Origin of the sequence: Paraburkholderia largidicola, assembly GCF_013426895.1 — a bacterium.
Classification (GTDB): domain Bacteria; phylum Pseudomonadota; class Gammaproteobacteria; order Burkholderiales; family Burkholderiaceae; genus Paraburkholderia; species Paraburkholderia largidicola.
Window position 1 is genome coordinate 1,079,285 of sequence record NZ_AP023174.1, and the last position, 17,110, is coordinate 1,096,394.

Below are 17,110 nucleotides of genomic sequence, written 5' to 3' on the forward strand. Positions count from 1 at the left end.
TTCGCGGTCGTTCTTAACCCTTCGCCTACGTAGTACGCTCCTGTCTCGTGTCAAACGCCCAATCCCCGCTTCATCCCATTCCCGAGCCGATGCAATGCGGCCGGTTCGTCTTTACGTTCGAACGCCCGCTTGTGATGGGCATTCTGAACGTCACACCCGATTCGTTTTCCGATGGCGGCCTGTACGCAGAGCCCAGCAAGGCGCGGCTGCAGGCGGAGCTGATGCTGGCCGACGGTGCCGACATCATCGACATTGGCGGCGAGTCGACGCGGCCTGGCGCGCCGCCCGTACCACTCGAAGACGAACTGGATCGCGTGATCCCCCTCGTCAAGGAACTGAGCGACGCAGGGATTCCCGTATCCGTCGACACGTACAAACCTGAAGTTATGCGCCATGCGCTAGCGGCGGGCGCTGATCTGATTAATGATATCTGGGGCTTCAGGATGCCCGGCGCGATCGACGCCGTGAAGGACAGCCAGTGTGGTCTGTGCGTGATGCATATGCTGGGCGAACCGCAGACGATGCAGGTCGGCGAACCCGCCTACGCGGACGTCGTCGCTGAGATCCGCGCCTTCCTCGACGAACGTGTCAATACGATGATCCGTGCAGGTGTTGCAAAAAATCGTATCAGCGTCGATCCAGGATTCGGATTTGGCAAGACGGTCGAGCATAATTACGCGCTGCTTGCTCACTTGCCTGAGACCGCGCCGATCGTCGGCACGCCGCTGCCCATTCTGGCGGGCATGTCGCGCAAGTCGATGCTGGGTGCTGTCGTGAACCGGCCCGCGCGGAAACGCGTAGCGGCGAGTGTCGCGGCGGCGGTGTGCGCGGCTGAACGGGGGGCGGCAATCATCCGCGTGCATGACGTCGAGCAGACAGTGGATGCACTAAAAGTATGGGCGGCGACGCGCGACGCAGCGCGGCGCGCCTGATCTCCACGCTTGGGAGGAAAATTCCAATATGGCACGTCGATATTTCGGAACGGATGGGATTCGTGGCAAGGTCGGCGAAGGGCCGATCACGCCTGACTTTGTGCTGCGGCTCGGCTACGCAGCCGGCAAGGTGCTCGCGGGCGCCGACACCTGGGCGAAGACGGGCACGCGGCCCACGGTGCTGATCGGCAAGGACACGCGCGTGTCGGGCTATATGCTCGAGGCGGCGCTGGAGTCGGGCTTCTCGGCGGCGGGCGTCGACGTGATGCTGGCCGGTCCGATGCCGACGCCTGGCGTCGCGTATCTGACGCGCGCGCTGCGTCTTGCGGCGGGCGTCGTGATCAGCGCTTCGCACAATCCGTACTACGACAATGGCATCAAGTTCTTCTCCGCGGACGGCAACAAGCTGCCGGACGAGGTCGAGTTGCAGATCGAGGAGCAACTGGACAAGCCGCTCGATTGCGCACCGTCCGAGCGCCTCGGCAAGGCGCGGCGTCTGGACGACGCAGCGGGCCGTTACATCGAGTTCTGCAAGAGCACGTTCCCGCAGGCGTTCGATCTGCGCGGCATGAAGCTGGTCGTCGACTGTGCGCACGGCGCGGCGTACGACGTCGCGCCGCACGTGTTCCATGAGCTCGGCGCGGACGTGATCACGATCGGCGTCTCGCCGAACGGCTTCAACATCAACGACGGCGTCGGCGCGACGGCACCCGACGCGCTCGTGCGCGCGGTGCGCGCGAACAAGGCGGATCTCGGCATCGCGCTCGACGGCGACGCCGACCGTCTGCAGGTCGTCGACGCGAACGGGCGGCTCTACAACGGCGACGAACTGCTGTACGTGCTGGTGAAGGACCGCATCGCGACGCAAGGCAAGGTCGAAGGCGCGGTGGGCACGCTGATGACCAATATGGCCGTCGAAGTCGCGCTGAAGAAGACGGGCGTGCAGTTCGTGCGTGCCGCCGTCGGCGACCGCTACGTGCTGGAACAATTGCGCGAGCATGGCTGGGAGCTTGGCGCGGAAGGCTCGGGACACATCCTGTCGCTGGATCGTCATTCGACGGGCGACGGTATCGTCTCCGCGTTGCTGGTGCTGGCAGCGATGCAACGCAGCGGCCGTTCGCTCGAGCAGTTGCTCGAAGGCGTCAATCTGTTCCCGCAGAAGCTGATCAACGTACGGATGCAGCCGGGCGCGGACTGGAAGGGCAGCGATGCCATCCGCAGGGCCATCAGCGAGGCGGAGGGCGCGCTCGACGGCCGCGGCCGCGTGCTGATACGCGCGTCGGGTACCGAGCCTGTCCTGCGCGTCATGGTCGAGGCGGCGGACGAGAAAGATGCGGTGTATCACGCGGAAACGATCGCGGACGTCGTCAAGCAAGCGACGACCTGATTCGCGACGCTAGCGTTCCGGATAAAAGGGCGGCCGCATGCCGCCCTTTTTTATGCTCAGTTGACTCCCGCTCGCGCCACGAACGCCCAATCGAACGTCGGCATCCGCAAACGTTCGCGACGGCTAATCACGAGCATAAAACCGCCGATTCAAAGCGCATCTGCTACGCCCGTAGAAACCCTGACATAGAGCCTTTCACGGCCGTAATAGAACTGTCACGGGAAGTTCACGATTAGTCACATGACTGTCACAATGGGCCACTATTCTTCGCGGTGTCGTTGCACACGCTCATAACCACGGAGAAAACATGAAACTGATGCAAACCGCGTTCGCTGGCATGGCTGGCGCTCTCTTCGCGATCGCAGCGCAAGCCGCCGATATCACTGGCGCGGGCAGCACCTTTGCAGCACCGATCTACACGAAGTGGGCAGATGCTTACCAGAAGACGGGCGGCGGCAAGGTCAACTATCAGGGCATCGGCTCGTCGGGCGGGGTCAAGCAGATCGTCGCGAAGACGGTTGACTTCGCAGGCTCGGACGCTCCGCTGAAGGACGACGAACTCGCGAAGGAAGGCCTGTTCCAGTTCCCGACGGTGGTCGGCGGCGTGGTGCCCGTGATCAACGTGCCGGGCGTGAAGGCTGGCGAAATCACGCTGTCGGGTGAAGTGCTCGGCGACATCTACCTGGGCAAGGTCAAGAAGTGGAATGACCCGGAAATCGCAGCCCTGAACCCGAAGGTCAAGCTGCCGGATACCGACATCGCCGTGGTCCGCCGCGCTGACGGTTCGGGCACGAGCTTCATCTGGACGAACTACCTGTCGAAGGTCAACCCCGAGTGGAAGTCGAAGATCGGCGAAGGCTCGACGGTCAACTGGCCGACGGGCACGGGCGGCAAGGGCAACGATGGTGTCGCAGCATTCGTGCAGCGTCTGCCGGGCGCAATCGGCTATGTCGAGTGGGCGTACGCGAAGCAAAACCACATGACTTACGTCGATCTGAAGAACTCGGCAGGCACGGTGGTCGAGCCGAAGACGGAAACGTTCAAGGCAGCGGCAGCCGGCGCTGACTGGTCGAAGTCGTTCTACCAGATCCTGACGAACGAGCCGGGCAAGAACGCATGGCCGATCGTCGGCGCGACGTTCGTGCTGCTGCACACGACGCAGGAAAAGGGTCCGCAAGGCGCGGAAACGCTGAAGTTCTTCGACTGGGCGTTCAAGAACGGCAGCCAGGCTGCGAACGATCTGGACTACATCACGCTGCCGGAATCGGTCGTGTCGGAAATCAAGACGCAGTGGAAGGCAAAGGTCAAGGACGCATCGGGCAAGGCACTCGCCGAGTAATCCTCGACTTGCAGCAACAGCAGCAAGCACCGCGCGCATGATATCTGGATGATGCGCGCGGCCGGCCGCCCGGCTTCGATGGAGCCCGGCGGCCATCGTTCTGGCCGTCTGGCATACGCCAAACGGCAACCGGAAACAGGTTTATCAGCTCCCATGTCCGACCTCCCTCTCACTTCTGACGCGGCCCGGTCGACTCCGCCCGGTAGCACGACGCAGAAAGCGCCCAGCCGCGCGGGCGACGTCATTTTCGGCGGCATTGCCCGGCTTTCCGCCATCGTTACGCTACTGCTGCTCGGCGGCATTATCGTGTCGCTGGTCGTCGCTTCGTTGCCGACGATCCAGAAATTCGGCTTCGCCTTCCTGTGGACGGCCGACTGGGATCCACCTTCCGAACAGTTCGGCGCGCTGGTGCCCATCTACGGCACGATTGCGACGTCGATCATTGCACTCATCATCGCGGTGCCTGTGAGCTTCGGCATCGCGCTCTTCCTGACCGAACTGTCGCCCGCCTGGCTGCGCCGGCCGCTCGGCATCGCGATTGAACTGCTCGCCGCGATTCCGTCGATCGTCTACGGCATGTGGGGCCTGCTCGTGTTCGCGCCGATCTTCGCGCAGTATTTCGAAAAGCCGCTTGGCCAGCTGCTCGGCGGCCTGCCCATCGTCGGCGCGCTGTTCAAGGGCGCGCCCATCGGCATCGGCATTCTGTGCGCAGGCGTGATTCTCGCGATCATGATCATTCCGTACATCGCGTCCGTGATGCGCGACGTGTTCGAAGTCACGCCCGTGCTGCTGAAGGAATCGGCGTACGGCATCGGCTGCACGACGTGGGAAGTGATGTGGAAGATCGTGCTTCCGTTCACGAAGACGGGTGTGATCGGCGGCGTGATGCTCGGCCTTGGCCGCGCGCTCGGCGAGACGATGGCCGTCACGTTCGTGATCGGCAATACGAACCTGCTCGACAATGTGTCGCTGTTCTCGCCGGGTAACAGCATCACGTCGGCGCTCGCGAACGAGTTCGCGGAAGCGGCGCCCGGCCTGCATACGGCCGCCTTGATGGAACTCGGTTTGATCCTGTTTGTGATTACCTTCATCGTGCTGGCGATTTCGAAGATCATGCTGCTTCGCCTCGAGAAAGCGGAGGGCGCGAAATGAGCCAGTCCTCGTTGAACATGCCGGGCAGCACCGATGCCGCAGCGCTCGAAGCGATGCGCACCAGGCTGCAAAAGCGCCGCAAGGTCACCAATGCGATCGCGCTGACGATGTCGCTCGCCGCGATGGCGTTCGGTCTCCTCTGGCTGGTGTGGATTCTCTACACGACGCTGCGTCTGGGCATCGGCGGCCTGTCCGTCGAACTCTTCACGCAGTCGACGCCGCCGCCGAACACGGACGGCGGCGGTCTGGCGAACGCGATCGTCGGCAGCCTGATGCTGGTGGTGATCGCCACGTTTGTCGGCACGCCCATCGGCATCATGGCGGGCGTGTATCTCGCCGAGTACGGCCAGAAGGGCTGGCTGGCGAGCATCACGCGCTTCATCAACGACATCCTGCTGTCGGCGCCGTCGATCGTCGTCGGTCTGTTCGTGTATGCGCTGGTCGTCGCGAAGATGGGCCACTTCAGCGGCTGGGCGGGTGTCATCTCGCTGGCGCTGCTGCAGATTCCCATCGTGATCCGCACCACGGAAAACATGCTGAAGCTCGTGCCGAACGCGCTGCGCGAAGCGGCATTTGCACTCGGCACGCCGAAGTGGAAGATGGTGCTGTCGATTACGTTGAAGGCGTCGGTGGCGGGCATCGTGACGGGCGTGTTGCTGGCCATCGCGCGCATCGCTGGCGAAACGGCGCCGCTGCTCTTCACGGCGCTGTCCAATCAATTCTTCACGCTGGACATGAATCAACCGGTTGCGAACCTGCCGGTCACGATCTTCAAGTTCGCGATGAGCCCGTTTGCGCAGTGGCAATCGCTCGCGTGGGCTGGCGTCTTCCTGATCACGCTCGGAGTGTTGGGACTCAACATCCTCGCGCGTACGATCTTCTCGAAAAAGTAAGGGCGGAGCGATCCGATGAACATGGCAGAAAGTCACCTGAATCCCGTCGAACGCCCGGCGGCACCCGCCGGTTTCGACCCGGCGCAGAGCGGTCAAGCGGCAGCGCCCTCGCGCCCGAAGATCGAAGTCAACAACCTGAACTTCTTCTACAACAAGTACCACGCGCTTAAGAACATCAATCTGCAGATTCCCGAAGGCAAGGTGACTGCGTTCATCGGTCCGTCGGGTTGCGGCAAGTCGACGTTGCTGCGCACGTTCAACAAGATGTACGCGCTTTACCCCGAGCAGCGCGCCGAAGGCGAGATCCTGATGGACGGCGAAAACCTGCTCACGACGAAGCGCGACATCTCGTTGCTGCGTGCGCGCATCGGCATGGTGTTCCAGAAGCCGACGCCGTTCCCGATGTCGATCTACGACAACATCGCGTTTGGCGTGAAGATGTTCGAAACGCTGTCGCGCTCGGAGATGGACGACCGCGTCGAGTGGGCGCTGACCAAGGCGGCGCTGTGGAACGAAGTGAAGGACAAGTTGGGCCAGAGCGGCTACGGCCTGTCGGGCGGCCAGCAGCAGCGTCTGTGTATCGCGCGCGGCATTGCGATCCGTCCGGAAGTGCTGCTGCTCGACGAACCGTGCTCGGCGCTCGACCCGATCTCGACGGGGCGCATCGAAGAGCTGATCGCCGAACTGAAGAGCGACTATACGGTGGTGATCGTCACGCACAACATGCAGCAGGCGGCGCGTTGTTCGGACTACACTGCGTATATGTACCTGGGTGAGCTGATCGAATTCGGCGACACCGAGAAGATCTTCATCAAGCCGGTTCGCAAGGAAACGGAAGACTACATCACGGGCCGTTTCGGCTAAGCGCTGAGCGCACGAGCTTAGGGAGTACGACATGACCGACAAACACCTGTCCAGCCAGTTCGACGCCGATCTGAACGCCGTGTCTTCGAAGGTGCTCGAAATGGGCGGCCTGGTCGAGGCGCAGATCGTTGCGGCGATGAACGCGCTGAACGAATTCGACATCGGTATCGCCGATCAGGTGATCGCCGCCGAAGACCGCCTGAACCAGATGGAAGTCGAGATCGACGAAGAGTGCAGCAACATCATTGCGCGACGTCAGCCGACGGCGCGTGACCTGCGCCTCGTGATGGCGATCTCGAAGACCATCACGAACCTCGAACGCGCTGGCGACGAGGCCGAGAAGATCGCGAAGCGCACCAAGCGCCTGTCGGAAGACGGCGCGTCGCGCACGATCAACATCGCCGAGATCAAGCTGTCGGGCGATATGGCCGTGAGCATCCTGCGCCGCGCGCTCGATGCGTTCGCGCGCCTCGACACCGTGGCCGCCGCGCAGATCGTGCGCGACGACAAGGCGATCGACGAGGAATTCCGCGCGTTCGTGCGCAAGCTGATTTCGTACATGACGGAAGATCCGCGTTTGATCTCCGTGGGGCTGGACTTCCTGTTCATCGCGAAGGCGATCGAGCGGATCGGCGACCACTCGAAGAACATCGCCGAGTTCATCATCTACGTGGTGAAGGGCACGGACGTGCGCCATATGGGCCGCGACGCGCTCGAACGCGAGGCGCTCAGCTGATGCTGAGCTGATTCGTGAGCGGATGTGTCTATCCGCTCACGCAAACCGTTTTCATCGCATACCGTTTATCAAGAGGCGCCAATGCCCAGCAGTATTCTCGTTATCGAAGATGAACCCGCAATTTCCGAGCTGATCTCGGTCAACTTGCAACACGCGGGCCATTGTCCGATTCGTGCGTACAACGCCGAACAGGCGCAGAACCTGATCAGCGATGTGCTTCCCGATCTCGTGCTGCTCGACTGGATGCTGCCGGGCAAATCGGGTATTGCGTTCGCGCGCGACCTGCGCAACAACGAGCGCACCAAGCATATTCCCATCATCATGCTGACGGCGCGCGGCGACGAGCAGGACAAGGTGCTTGGCCTCGAAATCGGCGCCGACGACTACGTGACGAAGCCGTTTTCGCCGAAGGAACTGATGGCGCGCATCAAGGCGGTACTGCGCCGCCGCGCACCGCAGTTGACGGAAGACGTCGTTGCGATCAACGGGCTGAAGCTCGACCCGGCCACGCACCGTGTCGCGGCGCATGCGGAAGGCAATGAGATCAAGCTCGATCTCGGTCCGACGGAATTCCGTCTGCTGCACTTCTTCATGACGCACCCGGAGCGCGTGCATAGCCGCACGCAACTGCTCGATCAGGTGTGGGGCGACCATGTGTTCGTCGAAGAGCGCACGGTCGACGTGCACATCAAGCGTCTGCGCGCGGCGCTCAAGCCGGCGGGCTGCGATGCGATGATCGAGACGGTGCGTGGCAGCGGGTATCGCCTGGCCAAGAGCGCATAAGGTAAACTGATTGGAAAAACACGAAGCGCGCTGCGGCATCTCAACGCAGCGCGCTTTGTTGTCTCTGTAGTCTTCAGATCGGTCTTCTAGGTTGCAGGAACACATGAACATCATCTGGGCGCGCTCCCTGGTATCGCTTGTGCTCCTCGCTGTGCTGTGCGTGCTTGTCGGCGTGTTCGTCAGCACCAAGGCGGCGTTGACGCTTGCCGTGCTCGCACTGCTCGCGCAAGGCATTTTCAGCACGTTTCACAAGCAGCGCTTGTGGCGCCTGCTCGATGCGCCTGTGTATGGCGAAGTGCCGAGCGCGCCGGGCATCTGGGGCGAAATCTACTACCGGTTGCACAAGCTCGCGAAGCGCTGGCACGCGCAGGTGCGCCAGGTCGAGCAACAGCACTCGCGCTTCATTCAGGCGATCCAGGCGTCGCCGAACGGTGTTGCGATGCTCGACGATCACGATCAGATCGAGTGGTGCAACGCCATCTCCGAACAGCACTTCGGCCTCGATGCGAAGCGCGATCTGCGCCAGCACATCACGCATCTCGTGCGTCATCCCGACTTTGTCCGCTATCTGAATTCGCATCGTTACGAAGAGATGCTGATCATGCGCGGGATGGGCGACAAGCGGCAGAACGTGATTTCCGTGCAGGTCTTTCCGTACGGCGAGAATCGCAAGCTGGTGCTGTCGCAGGACATTACGGAGCTGGAACGCACCGACGCGATGCGCCGCGATTTTGTCGCGAACGTATCGCACGAGTTGAAGACGCCGCTGACCGTGCTGTCAGGTTTTCTCGAAACGATGCGCGAGTTGCCGCTCGACGAGAGCGAGCGTGTTCGTTATCTGGATCTGATGATGCAGCAGGCGCAGCGGATGCAGCATATCGTCAGCGATCTGCTCGTGCTTGCGACGCTCGAGGGCGATAACAAGCCGCCGAGCAGCCAGATGGTCGATATGCGTGCGGTGCTGCGGCATTTGCGGGACGATGCGCAGAGTCTTTCTGGTGGACGTCATCGGGTGACGTTCGATGCCGACGAGGCGCTTACCGTAACCGGTGTTGAGACTGAAATCCTCAGCGCGTTCGGGAATCTCGTTACGAATGCGATTCGGTATACGCCTGACGGTGGTTCGATTAGTGTGAGCTGGCATGCCCAAGGCGGGCAGGCTACGTTTGCTGTTACCGATAGTGGGCTTGGGATTCCGGCTGCGGATATTCCGCGGTTGACTGAGCGGTTTTATCGCGTAGATCGGAGTCGGTCGCGGGATACGGGGGGCACCGGGCTCGGGCTGGCTATCGTCAAGCATGTGCTGCAACGGCATGATGCACAGCTTGATGTGAAGAGTGAAGAAGGGCGGGGGAGTGTGTTTACTGTGCGGTTTCCTGTTGCGAGGACGGCGCGGTTGCAGTCGACGGCGGCATAGGTTCGGTTTTTTTGTCTTTGTTTTTGTTTTTGTTTTTGTTTTGCCTTTTCGCTGGCATCCGCGTTATGCCTTGGTGCTTCAAGCGTTGCCCCTGTGCGGGGCGGCACCTACTTTTCTTTGCCGCCGCAAAGAAAAGTAGGCAAAAGAAAGCGGCTAACACCGCCCGTTCTTGTGTTTGCCTGAGGGCCCCCGAAAGGCTCTTACCCTTCACACGGCAACGCGCCAGTCCGCGCTCGTCGCCAACGTTCTCTCTCTACGCCTCACCCGCTTCATGTGCCCGCGTCGCAGCACGCCGTGCCAGATAGGCCACCGCCGCCTAGGTGGCAAACTGTGTGTAGGCTTTTGTGCCCTACACGCATCACTCCGGACTATGTAGCAAGGCTGGTGTTTCTGGTAAGAGCGCTAACCTCTACGGTGCGACAACCTACACACAGTTTGCGACCTGGGCGGCAGCAATCATTCGCTGCCGCTGGCTCGTGTTTGGGTGTCTGAAGCGGGTGAGGCGTCTGTTCGAAGCGTTGGCAACGAGCACTAACCAGGGCGCTGCCGTGTGAGGCGTGGGGACGTTGGGGGCCCGTGGATAAGAACACGGGCTGGCGGTGTGAGCCGCTTTCTTTTGCCTACTTTTCTTTGCGGCGGCAAAGAAAAGTAGGTGCCGCCCCGCACAGGGGCAACGCTTGAGGCACCAATAACATCACGCGGACGCCAGCGAAAAAAACAAAAAAACACCGCCCCAGCGTCGCCAGCCCCACCTTCAAGAACAAAACTTCGCCAACAAACTCATCTGCGCATTCCGCGACGACTTCCCTGGCCGGCGGCGCCGATAATGCCCATCACTCTGCATCAACCAGGCAGCCTGGTTGTCCCCAAGAAACGCGGACAACCCTTCAGCAATCACGCGACGCTTCAACCGCCGGTTGTTGATCGGAAACGCCACCTCGACACGTCGGAAGAAGTTCCGATCCATCCAGTCAGCGCTAGACAGATAGACCTGCTCACGACCGTTATCGTAGAAGTAGAAGATACGGTGATGCTCAAGGAACCGCCCGACGATCGAGCGCACCGTGATGTTCTCCGACAACCCTTCCACACCCGGCTGCAAGGCACACACGCCCCGCACGATCAGATCGATCTTCACGCCCGCCTGCGACGCCTCGTACAGTTCCGCGATGACAGTCGGCTCGAGCAGAGCATTCATCTTGGCGACGATCCGCGCTCGCTTGCCCTCGCGCGCATGCTCGGCCTCCGCGCGAATCGCGTCGACGAGCCGCGGATGCAGCGTGAACGGCGACTGCCACAACTCATGCAACGGCAACTCGCCGCCAATCCCCGTCAATTGCTGGAACACGTGGTGAACGTCTTCGCAGATCTTCTGGTCGGCCGTCATCAGGCCAAAGTCGGTATAAAGGCGCGCCGTGCGCGGATGATAGTTGCCCGTGCCTAAGTGCGCGTAGCGCTTCAGGATCGATTTGCCGCCTTCCGACACGCGGCGCACGATCAACATCATCTTCGCGTGGCACTTGTGGCCGACCACGCCGTACACGACGTGCGCACCGACGGCTTCCAGTTGCGACGCCCAGTTGATGTTCGTCTCTTCGTCGAAACGCGCGAGCAACTCCACGACGACAGTCACCTCCTTGCCATTGCGCGCGGCCTGCATCAGCGCGTCCATCAGCGGCGAATCGGTGCCCGTGCGATAAATGGTCTGCTTGATCGCGACGACGTTCGGGTCCTTCGCCGCCTGGAGCAACAGTTCGAGCACCGGCTGGAAACTTTCGTACGGATGATGCAGCAGCACGTCGCCCTGATCGATCACGTCGAACAGGCTTGCGCTGTTGGCGATCTGCGGCGGCGTCGCGGGAATGTGCGGGACGAACTTCAGATCGGGCCGGTCGACCATCTCGGGCAACTGCATCAGCCGCACGAGATTCACGGGGCCATCGACGAAGTAGCAATCCTTCTGCGACAAACCGCTTTCGTCGAGGAGGCGCCGCATCAGATGCGCAGGCGTTCCCGCCGACATCTCGAGCCGCACCGCATTGCCCAGATGCCGCGCGGGCAGTTCGCCCTGCAGCGCGACGCGCAGATTCGTGATTTCGTCTTCGTCGACGAACAGCTCGCTGTTACGCGTGATGCGGAACTGGTTGCAGCTGCGCACGGCGAGATTCGGAAACAGCTCGCCGACGAACCGTTGCAGCAGCGAACTGAGCAGTACGAAGCCATGCGGATAGCCGGAGAGATCCTGCGGCATGCGCACGAGGCGCGGCAGCGCCCGCGGCGCCTGCACGATGCCCATCACGGCCTGACGGCCAAACGCATCCTTGCCTTCCAGTTCGACGACGAAGTTCAGGCTCTTGTTCAGCACGCGCGGAAACGGATGCGCAGGATCGAGTCCGATCGGTGTCAGGACAGGCAGCAGCTCATTGAGGAAGTAGTCGCGCGCCCATTGCGTCTGCGCTTCGTTCCACGCTTCCATCCCATGAAAATAGATGCCTTCGTCTTCCAGCGCAGGCAGTACGGTGTCCTGCAGCATCGTGTACTGTCGATGCACGAGCTTCTGCGCGCGTTCGACCACGAGATCGTAGCAATGCTGCAGCGACATGCCGTCGGGTGACAGTGCGCCAGGGTTGTCGCGCATCTGCTCCTGAAGACCGGCCATGCGGACTTCGAAGAATTCGTCGAGATTGCTGCTGGTGATGCAGATGAACCGTAAGCGTTCGAGTAGAGGAACAGCAGGGTCAGCGGCCTGTGCGAGCACGCGTTCGTTGAACCCCAGAATGCCCAGCTCGCGGTTCAGAAGAGGGTAGCGGTTGGACATCGGCGGTGAGAATGAAATGTCGGGAGGTAACTCGAAAGGACGCTCGGAAATTCTCACAGTATGATGACAAGTGCATGAAATGACGTTTGTCATGATTTTACGCTTTTGCCGCGTCGTGTCGTAAATATGACGCACCCCTGTGTGACGATATCGCTCGACAATGGCGGAGGTGACAGCGTAATGACGACTACGCTTAAAATGGCGCTTTTGAACAACGCGCCACCGAAGGCTCCCCGCATGGGTGCTTTCCTCGCGCGCATGAGGTCCTCACACCCGATGGTCAATACTCCGCCACTCCTTGCCGCCGTCGATCTCGGCTCGAACAGCTTCCGTCTGATCGTGGGCCGCGTCGAGGAAACCGAGGCGGGCAGCCAGATCTATCAGGTTGACGCGCTGCGCGAACCGGTGCGGCTCGGCGCGGGCCTGTCGCGCGAAAAAATGCTCGACCGTGCTTCACAGGAACGGGGTTGGGACGCGCTGAAACGTTTCGGCGAACGTCTGCGCGATTTCCATCCCGATCATGTGCGCGCGGTTGCCACCAACACGCTGCGCGTCGCGAAGAACGCGCAGGAATTTCTCGGCGAAGCGGAAGCGGCGCTCGGCTTCCCCATCGAAGTGATCGCGGGCCGCGAAGAAGCGCGCCTGATCTATGCGGGCGCCGCGCATTCGGTTCCTGCGAGCGCGGGCAAGCGTCTCGTCGTCGATATCGGCGGCGGCTCGACGGAATTCATCATTGGCTCGCACTACACGCCGATTCGCATGGAAAGCCTGTACATTGGCTGCGTGAGTCACAGCCGTCAGTTCTTCCCGGCGGGCAATGTCGACGAATACACCATGCGTCAGGCCGAACTCGCGGCATCGCGCGAGATCCAGATCATTTCGGCCGACTACAGGGCGGAGGGTTGGGACCAGGGCATCGGTTCGTCGGGCACGGCGCGCGCGCTGGCCGAACTTGTCGAAGCGAACGGCTTCAATGACCCAGGCATTACGCATGGCATTTCGCGCGGCGGCCTCGAGCGTTTGAAGCGTGCGCTGATCAAGGCGGAGAACGTCAACCGGCTCAAGCTCGTCGCGCTGAAGCCGGACCGTGTGCCCGTGCTGGCGGGCGGCCTGTCGATCATGATCGCCGTGTTCGACGAACTCGGCGTCGAATACGTCGATACGACGGATGGCGCGTTGCGGCTTGGCGTGCTGTATGACTTGCTGGGGCGTTCGCAGCATCAGGACATGCGCACGGTCACCGTTGAAGGTTTCATGCGGCGCTATGGCGTAGATCGCGAGCAGGCGGCGCGTATCGGCGAACTCACGGTGCGGTTCTACGATCAGCTCGAAGAGCCTGATGCCGAGGTGCGTGAAGAGAACCGCATGTTCCTCGGGTGGGCGGCTGCGCTGCATGAGATCGGGCTGTCGATTTCGCATAGCGCGTATCACAAGCATTCGGCCTATATCGCGAGTAATGCGGACATGCCGGGATTTTCGCGCACGGATCAGGCGCGGCTGGCGGCGCTCGTCGTGGGGCATGCCGGTAAGCTCGGCAAGCTTGCGCAGACGCGGGATGTCGAATGGAATCTGCTGTTCTGTTTGCGGCTCGCGGCGCTGTTTTGCCGGCGGCGTGCGGATGCTGGTTTGCCTGAGATTACTGTCGCTGAAGCGAATGGCGGGTATGAGGTGCGACTGCCTCAGTCGTGGGTTGCGAATAATCCGCTGACGGACTATAGCCTCATTCAGGAGGCGGCTGAGTGGGAGAAGATTCGGACGCCGTATCGGGTTGTGTATACCGAAGAGTGATGTTTTTTGTCTGCGACGCTGGGGTGGGGTAGGTGTTGCTGTTTGGTTTGGTTTGGGGCTTGTCGCTGGCATCCGCGGTTTGCTTCTGGTTCGCAAGCGTTGCCCCTGTGCGGGGCGGCACCTACTTTTCTTTGCCGCCGCAAAGAAAAGTAGGCAAAAGAAAGCGGCTCACACCGCCAGCCCGTGTTCCTGTCCACGGGCCCCCAACGTCCCCACGTTTCACACGGCAACATTTCTGTTCGCGCTCGTTGCCAACGCTTCGAATGAGCGCCTCCCCCACTTCAAATACCCGTACCAAGGCAAGCGTCAGCGAATGGTATGCGCCGCCCAGGTGGCAAACTGTGTGTAGGTTGTCGCGTCGTATCGCCTGGTGCTCTTACAGGGTGGGGCGCGTGCGCTATCGGTCCGAAGTGAGGCGTGGGGAGTACCTGGGCCTACACAGAGTTTGCCACCTGGGCGGCGGTGGACTGTCTGGCACGGCGTGCTGTAGTTCGGGAGCGTGAGGCGGGTGAGGCGCACCGCAAGAGCGCGGGCAACGGACGTGAGCACGTGGTTGCCGTGTGAAGCGTAAGAACCTGTGGGGGCCCTCAGGCAGGAACAAGAGCTGGCGGTGTGAGCCGCTTTCTTTTGCCTACTTTTCTTTGCGGCGGCAAAGAAAAGTAGGTGCCGCCCCGCATAGGGGCAACGCTTGAAGCAAGCTAACAAAACGCGGATGCCAGCGCAAAGGCCCGAACACCGAACATCACCACCCGCACCACGAACGTAAACCCGCCTCCGAGCAAACCTCAAAAAAACCCTGTCCTACGCTTCACCCAGAAAATGCCGCGCATACCGCGCATTAATTTCAGAAAGCCTGAACAACGTCAGATAATCAGCGGTATTGAAATCAGGATCCCACGCCGGCGCACCGCAAATCTTCGCCCCAAGCCGCAAATAACCCTTAATAAGGGGCGGCGGCGCGACCTTCGCGCCAGTCTTGAGCTCATCGACGGGCAACGGCGTATGCGGAAACGCGCGGTACTCTGGCGTGGTCAACGCATCGTCCTGCAACGACGCATACAGATTGGCGGCATAGTGCCCACCATCAGCCATTGCGACGCTCGCGCAGCCGAGCATGGTCTCATACCCGTTGTGCTGCATATACGAGCCAAGCCCGGCCCACAACGACATGATCACCGATCCGCTGCGGTAGTCAGCATGCACACACGAGCGGCCCACCTCGACCATCTTCGACCGAAGGTGCGTCAGTCGCGATACATCGAACTCACTCTCGGCATACAGTCGCCCGATACGCGCCGCCTGGTGCGGCGGCAGCACGCGATACGTACCGACCACCTTGAGCGTGTCGAGATCGCGGACGATCAGGTGATCGCAATAAGCGTCGAACGCATCGACGTCGAGGCCGGCAGGGCCGGACAGGCGCGCGCCCATTTCCTCGGCGAAGACGCGGTAACGCAGACGCTGCGCTTCGCGAAGCTCCTCGTCGGTGCGCGCCCACGACACTTGCAGACGATGCTGGGCGGTTACCGTTTCTTCCGTGCGCGGCAGACGACGACGCGGCTCGAGGATCGATGCGAAGGGCAGGGTAGGCGTCGGCAGTTCTCGCATGTGGCGTTCCTGGTCGAAAATGTGAAATTCGCTTCGACGCCAATGTAGTAACGGCGGGTGACGCTCACGTGGCAACGTCGTGACGATTCGATGACGTGTCGTAAGGCAGACGCTTTCGCAGCGCCTGCAATCCTTGCTTCGCGTGGTCCTGCCATGCGGCGTGGATCAGATCAGATCGGGGCTGATCGTCGCGCGCAAAATCGCCTGTTCGCCGTTACTGCGCGAGCGGCTCTCGATCCACCACACCGCCGACTTCTTCACCGACCAGCTCGCGCCGCTGTCGGCGAGCAGGCGCGCGATGACATGGCCGAGCGTCGGCTGATGGCCGACGATCACGACCGTCGGCGCAATGCCGTCGGGCCAGCCGGCTGCCGTGAGAACGGCCTCAGCGCTCGCATCCGGCGCAATCTCACGGACGACGCGGTATTGGTCTGTCAGCGATTCCGCCGTCTGCACCGTGCGCGTGGCGGGGCTGGCGAGGATCACGGCGTCGTCGGGAAGGCGCGCGCGCAGCCATTTTGCGGACGCCTGGGCCTGCTTGCGGCCACGCGTCGTCAGCTGGCGGGCAAGATCGGTCGAGGCGGTGTCTTCGGCCTCAGCGTGACGCCAGAGGATCAGGTTCATGGCGATGTCTCCGTTTTTTCTGTCGACAGGTGTGTTTCGACAAGTATGGACAGCGCGGGGCGGGTTTTGCTCTGGTTTTAATGTGCGCGTGTTTCGGGAGTGTAGGTGGCGCTCGCGGGATATTTCGCTTGATTCGTGTGAAAACGCCGGCGCAAAAGAAAAACCCGCGACACCAGGATAAGTGTCGCGGGTTGTTCGTACGGCATGTTGGTGGTCGGAGCGATAGGATTCGAACCTACGACCCCCTGATCCCAAATCAGATGCGCTACCAGGCTGCGCTACGCTCCGACGCGAGCCCGAGATTCTATCTTCATTGAGGTCCGCAAGTCAAACCCGCTGACACAAAAGTTATAACTGCCCCATCAGCAGCAGCACAATCACCACGATCAGCACGATGCCGACCAGCCCGGTCGGGCGATAACCCCATTCGCGGCTGTACGGCCAGCTTGGGAGGGCGCCGATCAGAAGCAGGATCACCACGATCAGCAGAATGGTTCCGAGGGTCATGTTATCTCTCCTTATATGGCCGGGCCACAAATCGAGACCGCGTTGGCACGTACAGACGACGCCCGTGCGCGCGCTGGCGGCCGGAGTGTCGAGCGCGCGAAATGCGCGTTCTATGCCCTTCCAGGTCAGCAAGCCATGTGCCTGGCCTGAGGAGCGCTGCGAAGCAGAGGCGACGGGGGTAACAGCGCGGGAGAGTGCGCGTGAAATGGAATGCGGACACGCAAATGAAGACATCGCGCGTCGAGATAAAGCGACGCGCGAG

Annotated in this window: 14 protein-coding genes and 1 tRNA gene; 10 read left to right on the top strand and 5 right to left on the bottom strand. The window is 61.5% G+C overall.

The genetic code is table 11. The features are described 5' to 3' along the window. Positions 1–89 precede the first annotated feature (89 nt). From folP to phoR, 9 genes are all read left to right on the top strand, one after another. The gene (gene folP, locus PPGU16_RS04880; RefSeq protein WP_180722551.1) at positions 90–932 is read left to right on the top strand and encodes a dihydropteroate synthase; all 843 of its coding nucleotides are present in this window, start codon (positions 90–92) and stop codon (positions 930–932) included. Positions 933–960: 28 nt separating this feature from the next. Beyond that, positions 961–2,319: a phosphoglucosamine mutase gene (gene glmM, locus PPGU16_RS04885; RefSeq protein ID WP_180721939.1), complete on the top strand. Its 1,359-nt coding sequence runs from the start codon at positions 961–963 to the stop codon at positions 2,317–2,319. Positions 2,320–2,626: 307 nt separating this feature from the next. Beyond that, positions 2,627–3,658, top strand: coding sequence for a phosphate ABC transporter substrate-binding protein PstS (gene pstS / locus PPGU16_RS04890; protein ID WP_007748098.1), 1,032 nt, complete (start codon positions 2,627–2,629; stop codon positions 3,656–3,658). Between the two features lie 153 nt (positions 3,659–3,811). Beyond that, a complete protein-coding gene (pstC, locus tag PPGU16_RS04895; protein ID WP_180721940.1) occupies positions 3,812–4,810 on the top strand; it encodes a phosphate ABC transporter permease PstC in 999 nt (332 codons plus the stop codon). Next, complete coding sequence (pstA, locus tag PPGU16_RS04900; RefSeq protein ID WP_180721941.1) at positions 4,807–5,703, top strand: phosphate ABC transporter permease PstA; 897 nt, start codon at positions 4,807–4,809, stop codon at positions 5,701–5,703. Before pstC ends, pstA begins: the two co-directional genes overlap by 4 nt. Positions 5,704–5,718: 15 nt before the next feature. Further along, positions 5,719–6,567: a phosphate ABC transporter ATP-binding protein PstB gene (pstB, locus tag PPGU16_RS04905; RefSeq protein WP_028367729.1), complete on the top strand. Its 849-nt coding sequence runs from the start codon at positions 5,719–5,721 to the stop codon at positions 6,565–6,567. A 31-nt stretch (positions 6,568–6,598) separates the two neighbouring features. After that, positions 6,599–7,303 carry a phosphate signaling complex protein PhoU gene (phoU, locus tag PPGU16_RS04910; RefSeq protein WP_180721942.1) on the top strand — a complete coding sequence of 235 codons (705 nt, stop codon included), beginning with the start codon at positions 6,599–6,601 and terminating at the stop codon, positions 7,301–7,303. A gap of 81 nt (positions 7,304–7,384) precedes the next feature. After that, positions 7,385–8,086: a phosphate regulon transcriptional regulator PhoB gene (gene phoB / locus PPGU16_RS04915; protein ID WP_007748110.1), complete on the top strand. Its 702-nt coding sequence runs from the start codon at positions 7,385–7,387 to the stop codon at positions 8,084–8,086. A 103-nt stretch (positions 8,087–8,189) separates the two neighbouring features. Further along, positions 8,190–9,503, top strand: a complete 1,314-nt coding sequence (gene phoR / locus PPGU16_RS04920; RefSeq protein WP_180721943.1) for a phosphate regulon sensor histidine kinase PhoR — start codon at positions 8,190–8,192, stop codon at positions 9,501–9,503. Positions 9,504–10,257: 754 nt separating this feature from the next. Here the strand turns inward: phoR and ppk1 are convergent. Then, a complete protein-coding gene (gene ppk1, locus PPGU16_RS04925; protein WP_180721944.1) occupies positions 10,258–12,321 on the bottom strand; it encodes a polyphosphate kinase 1 in 2,064 nt (687 codons plus the stop codon). Between the two features lie 198 nt (positions 12,322–12,519). Between ppk1 and ppx the strand changes: the two genes are divergently transcribed. Continuing rightward, the gene (gene ppx, locus PPGU16_RS04930; RefSeq protein WP_224027843.1) at positions 12,520–14,109 is read left to right on the top strand and encodes an exopolyphosphatase; all 1,590 of its coding nucleotides are present in this window, start codon (positions 12,520–12,522) and stop codon (positions 14,107–14,109) included. An 801-nt stretch (positions 14,110–14,910) separates the two neighbouring features. On the opposite strand, the gene PPGU16_RS04935 is transcribed toward ppx, so the two are convergent. The 4 genes from PPGU16_RS04935 to PPGU16_RS04950 form a co-directional block, all read right to left on the bottom strand. Continuing rightward, complete coding sequence (locus PPGU16_RS04935) at positions 14,911–15,717, bottom strand: GNAT family N-acetyltransferase (RefSeq protein WP_180721946.1); 807 nt, start codon at positions 15,715–15,717, stop codon at positions 14,911–14,913. A gap of 165 nt (positions 15,718–15,882) precedes the next feature. Further along, positions 15,883–16,341 carry a SixA phosphatase family protein gene (locus tag PPGU16_RS04940; RefSeq protein WP_180721947.1) on the bottom strand — a complete coding sequence of 153 codons (459 nt, stop codon included), beginning with the start codon at positions 16,339–16,341 and terminating at the stop codon, positions 15,883–15,885. Between the two features lie 211 nt (positions 16,342–16,552). Then, a tRNA-Pro gene (locus tag PPGU16_RS04945) sits at positions 16,553–16,629 on the bottom strand. A gap of 60 nt (positions 16,630–16,689) precedes the next feature. Continuing rightward, positions 16,690–16,848 carry a DUF3309 family protein gene (locus tag PPGU16_RS04950; protein ID WP_042306980.1) on the bottom strand — a complete coding sequence of 53 codons (159 nt, stop codon included), beginning with the start codon at positions 16,846–16,848 and terminating at the stop codon, positions 16,690–16,692. Between the last annotated feature and the right edge of the window lie 262 nt (positions 16,849–17,110).

What these genes read in the sequence shown, in the direction of transcription:
- folP (WP_180722551.1), top strand. Translation starts at nt 90, where the DNA reads ATGCAATGCGGCCGGTTCGTCTTTACGTTCGAACGCCCGCTTGTGATG.
- glmM (WP_180721939.1), top strand. Translation starts at nt 961, where the DNA reads ATGGCACGTCGATATTTCGGAACGGATGGGATTCGTGGCAAGGTCGGC.
- PPGU16_RS04950 (WP_042306980.1), bottom strand. Translation starts at nt 16,848, where the DNA reads ATGACCCTCGGAACCATTCTGCTGATCGTGGTGATCCTGCTTCTGATC.
- PPGU16_RS04935 (WP_180721946.1), bottom strand. Translation starts at nt 15,717, where the DNA reads ATGCGAGAACTGCCGACGCCTACCCTGCCCTTCGCATCGATCCTCGAG.
- pstC (WP_180721940.1), top strand. Translation starts at nt 3,812, where the DNA reads ATGTCCGACCTCCCTCTCACTTCTGACGCGGCCCGGTCGACTCCGCCC.
- phoU (WP_180721942.1), top strand. Translation starts at nt 6,599, where the DNA reads ATGACCGACAAACACCTGTCCAGCCAGTTCGACGCCGATCTGAACGCC.
- phoB (WP_007748110.1), top strand. Translation starts at nt 7,385, where the DNA reads ATGCCCAGCAGTATTCTCGTTATCGAAGATGAACCCGCAATTTCCGAG.
- pstS (WP_007748098.1), top strand. Translation starts at nt 2,627, where the DNA reads ATGAAACTGATGCAAACCGCGTTCGCTGGCATGGCTGGCGCTCTCTTC.
- PPGU16_RS04940 (WP_180721947.1), bottom strand. Translation starts at nt 16,341, where the DNA reads ATGAACCTGATCCTCTGGCGTCACGCTGAGGCCGAAGACACCGCCTCG.
- pstA (WP_180721941.1), top strand. Translation starts at nt 4,807, where the DNA reads ATGAGCCAGTCCTCGTTGAACATGCCGGGCAGCACCGATGCCGCAGCG.
- pstB (WP_028367729.1), top strand. Translation starts at nt 5,719, where the DNA reads ATGAACATGGCAGAAAGTCACCTGAATCCCGTCGAACGCCCGGCGGCA.
- phoR (WP_180721943.1), top strand. Translation starts at nt 8,190, where the DNA reads ATGAACATCATCTGGGCGCGCTCCCTGGTATCGCTTGTGCTCCTCGCT.
- ppk1 (WP_180721944.1), bottom strand. Translation starts at nt 12,321, where the DNA reads ATGTCCAACCGCTACCCTCTTCTGAACCGCGAGCTGGGCATTCTGGGG.
- ppx (WP_224027843.1), top strand. Translation starts at nt 12,520, where the DNA reads ATGGCGCTTTTGAACAACGCGCCACCGAAGGCTCCCCGCATGGGTGCT.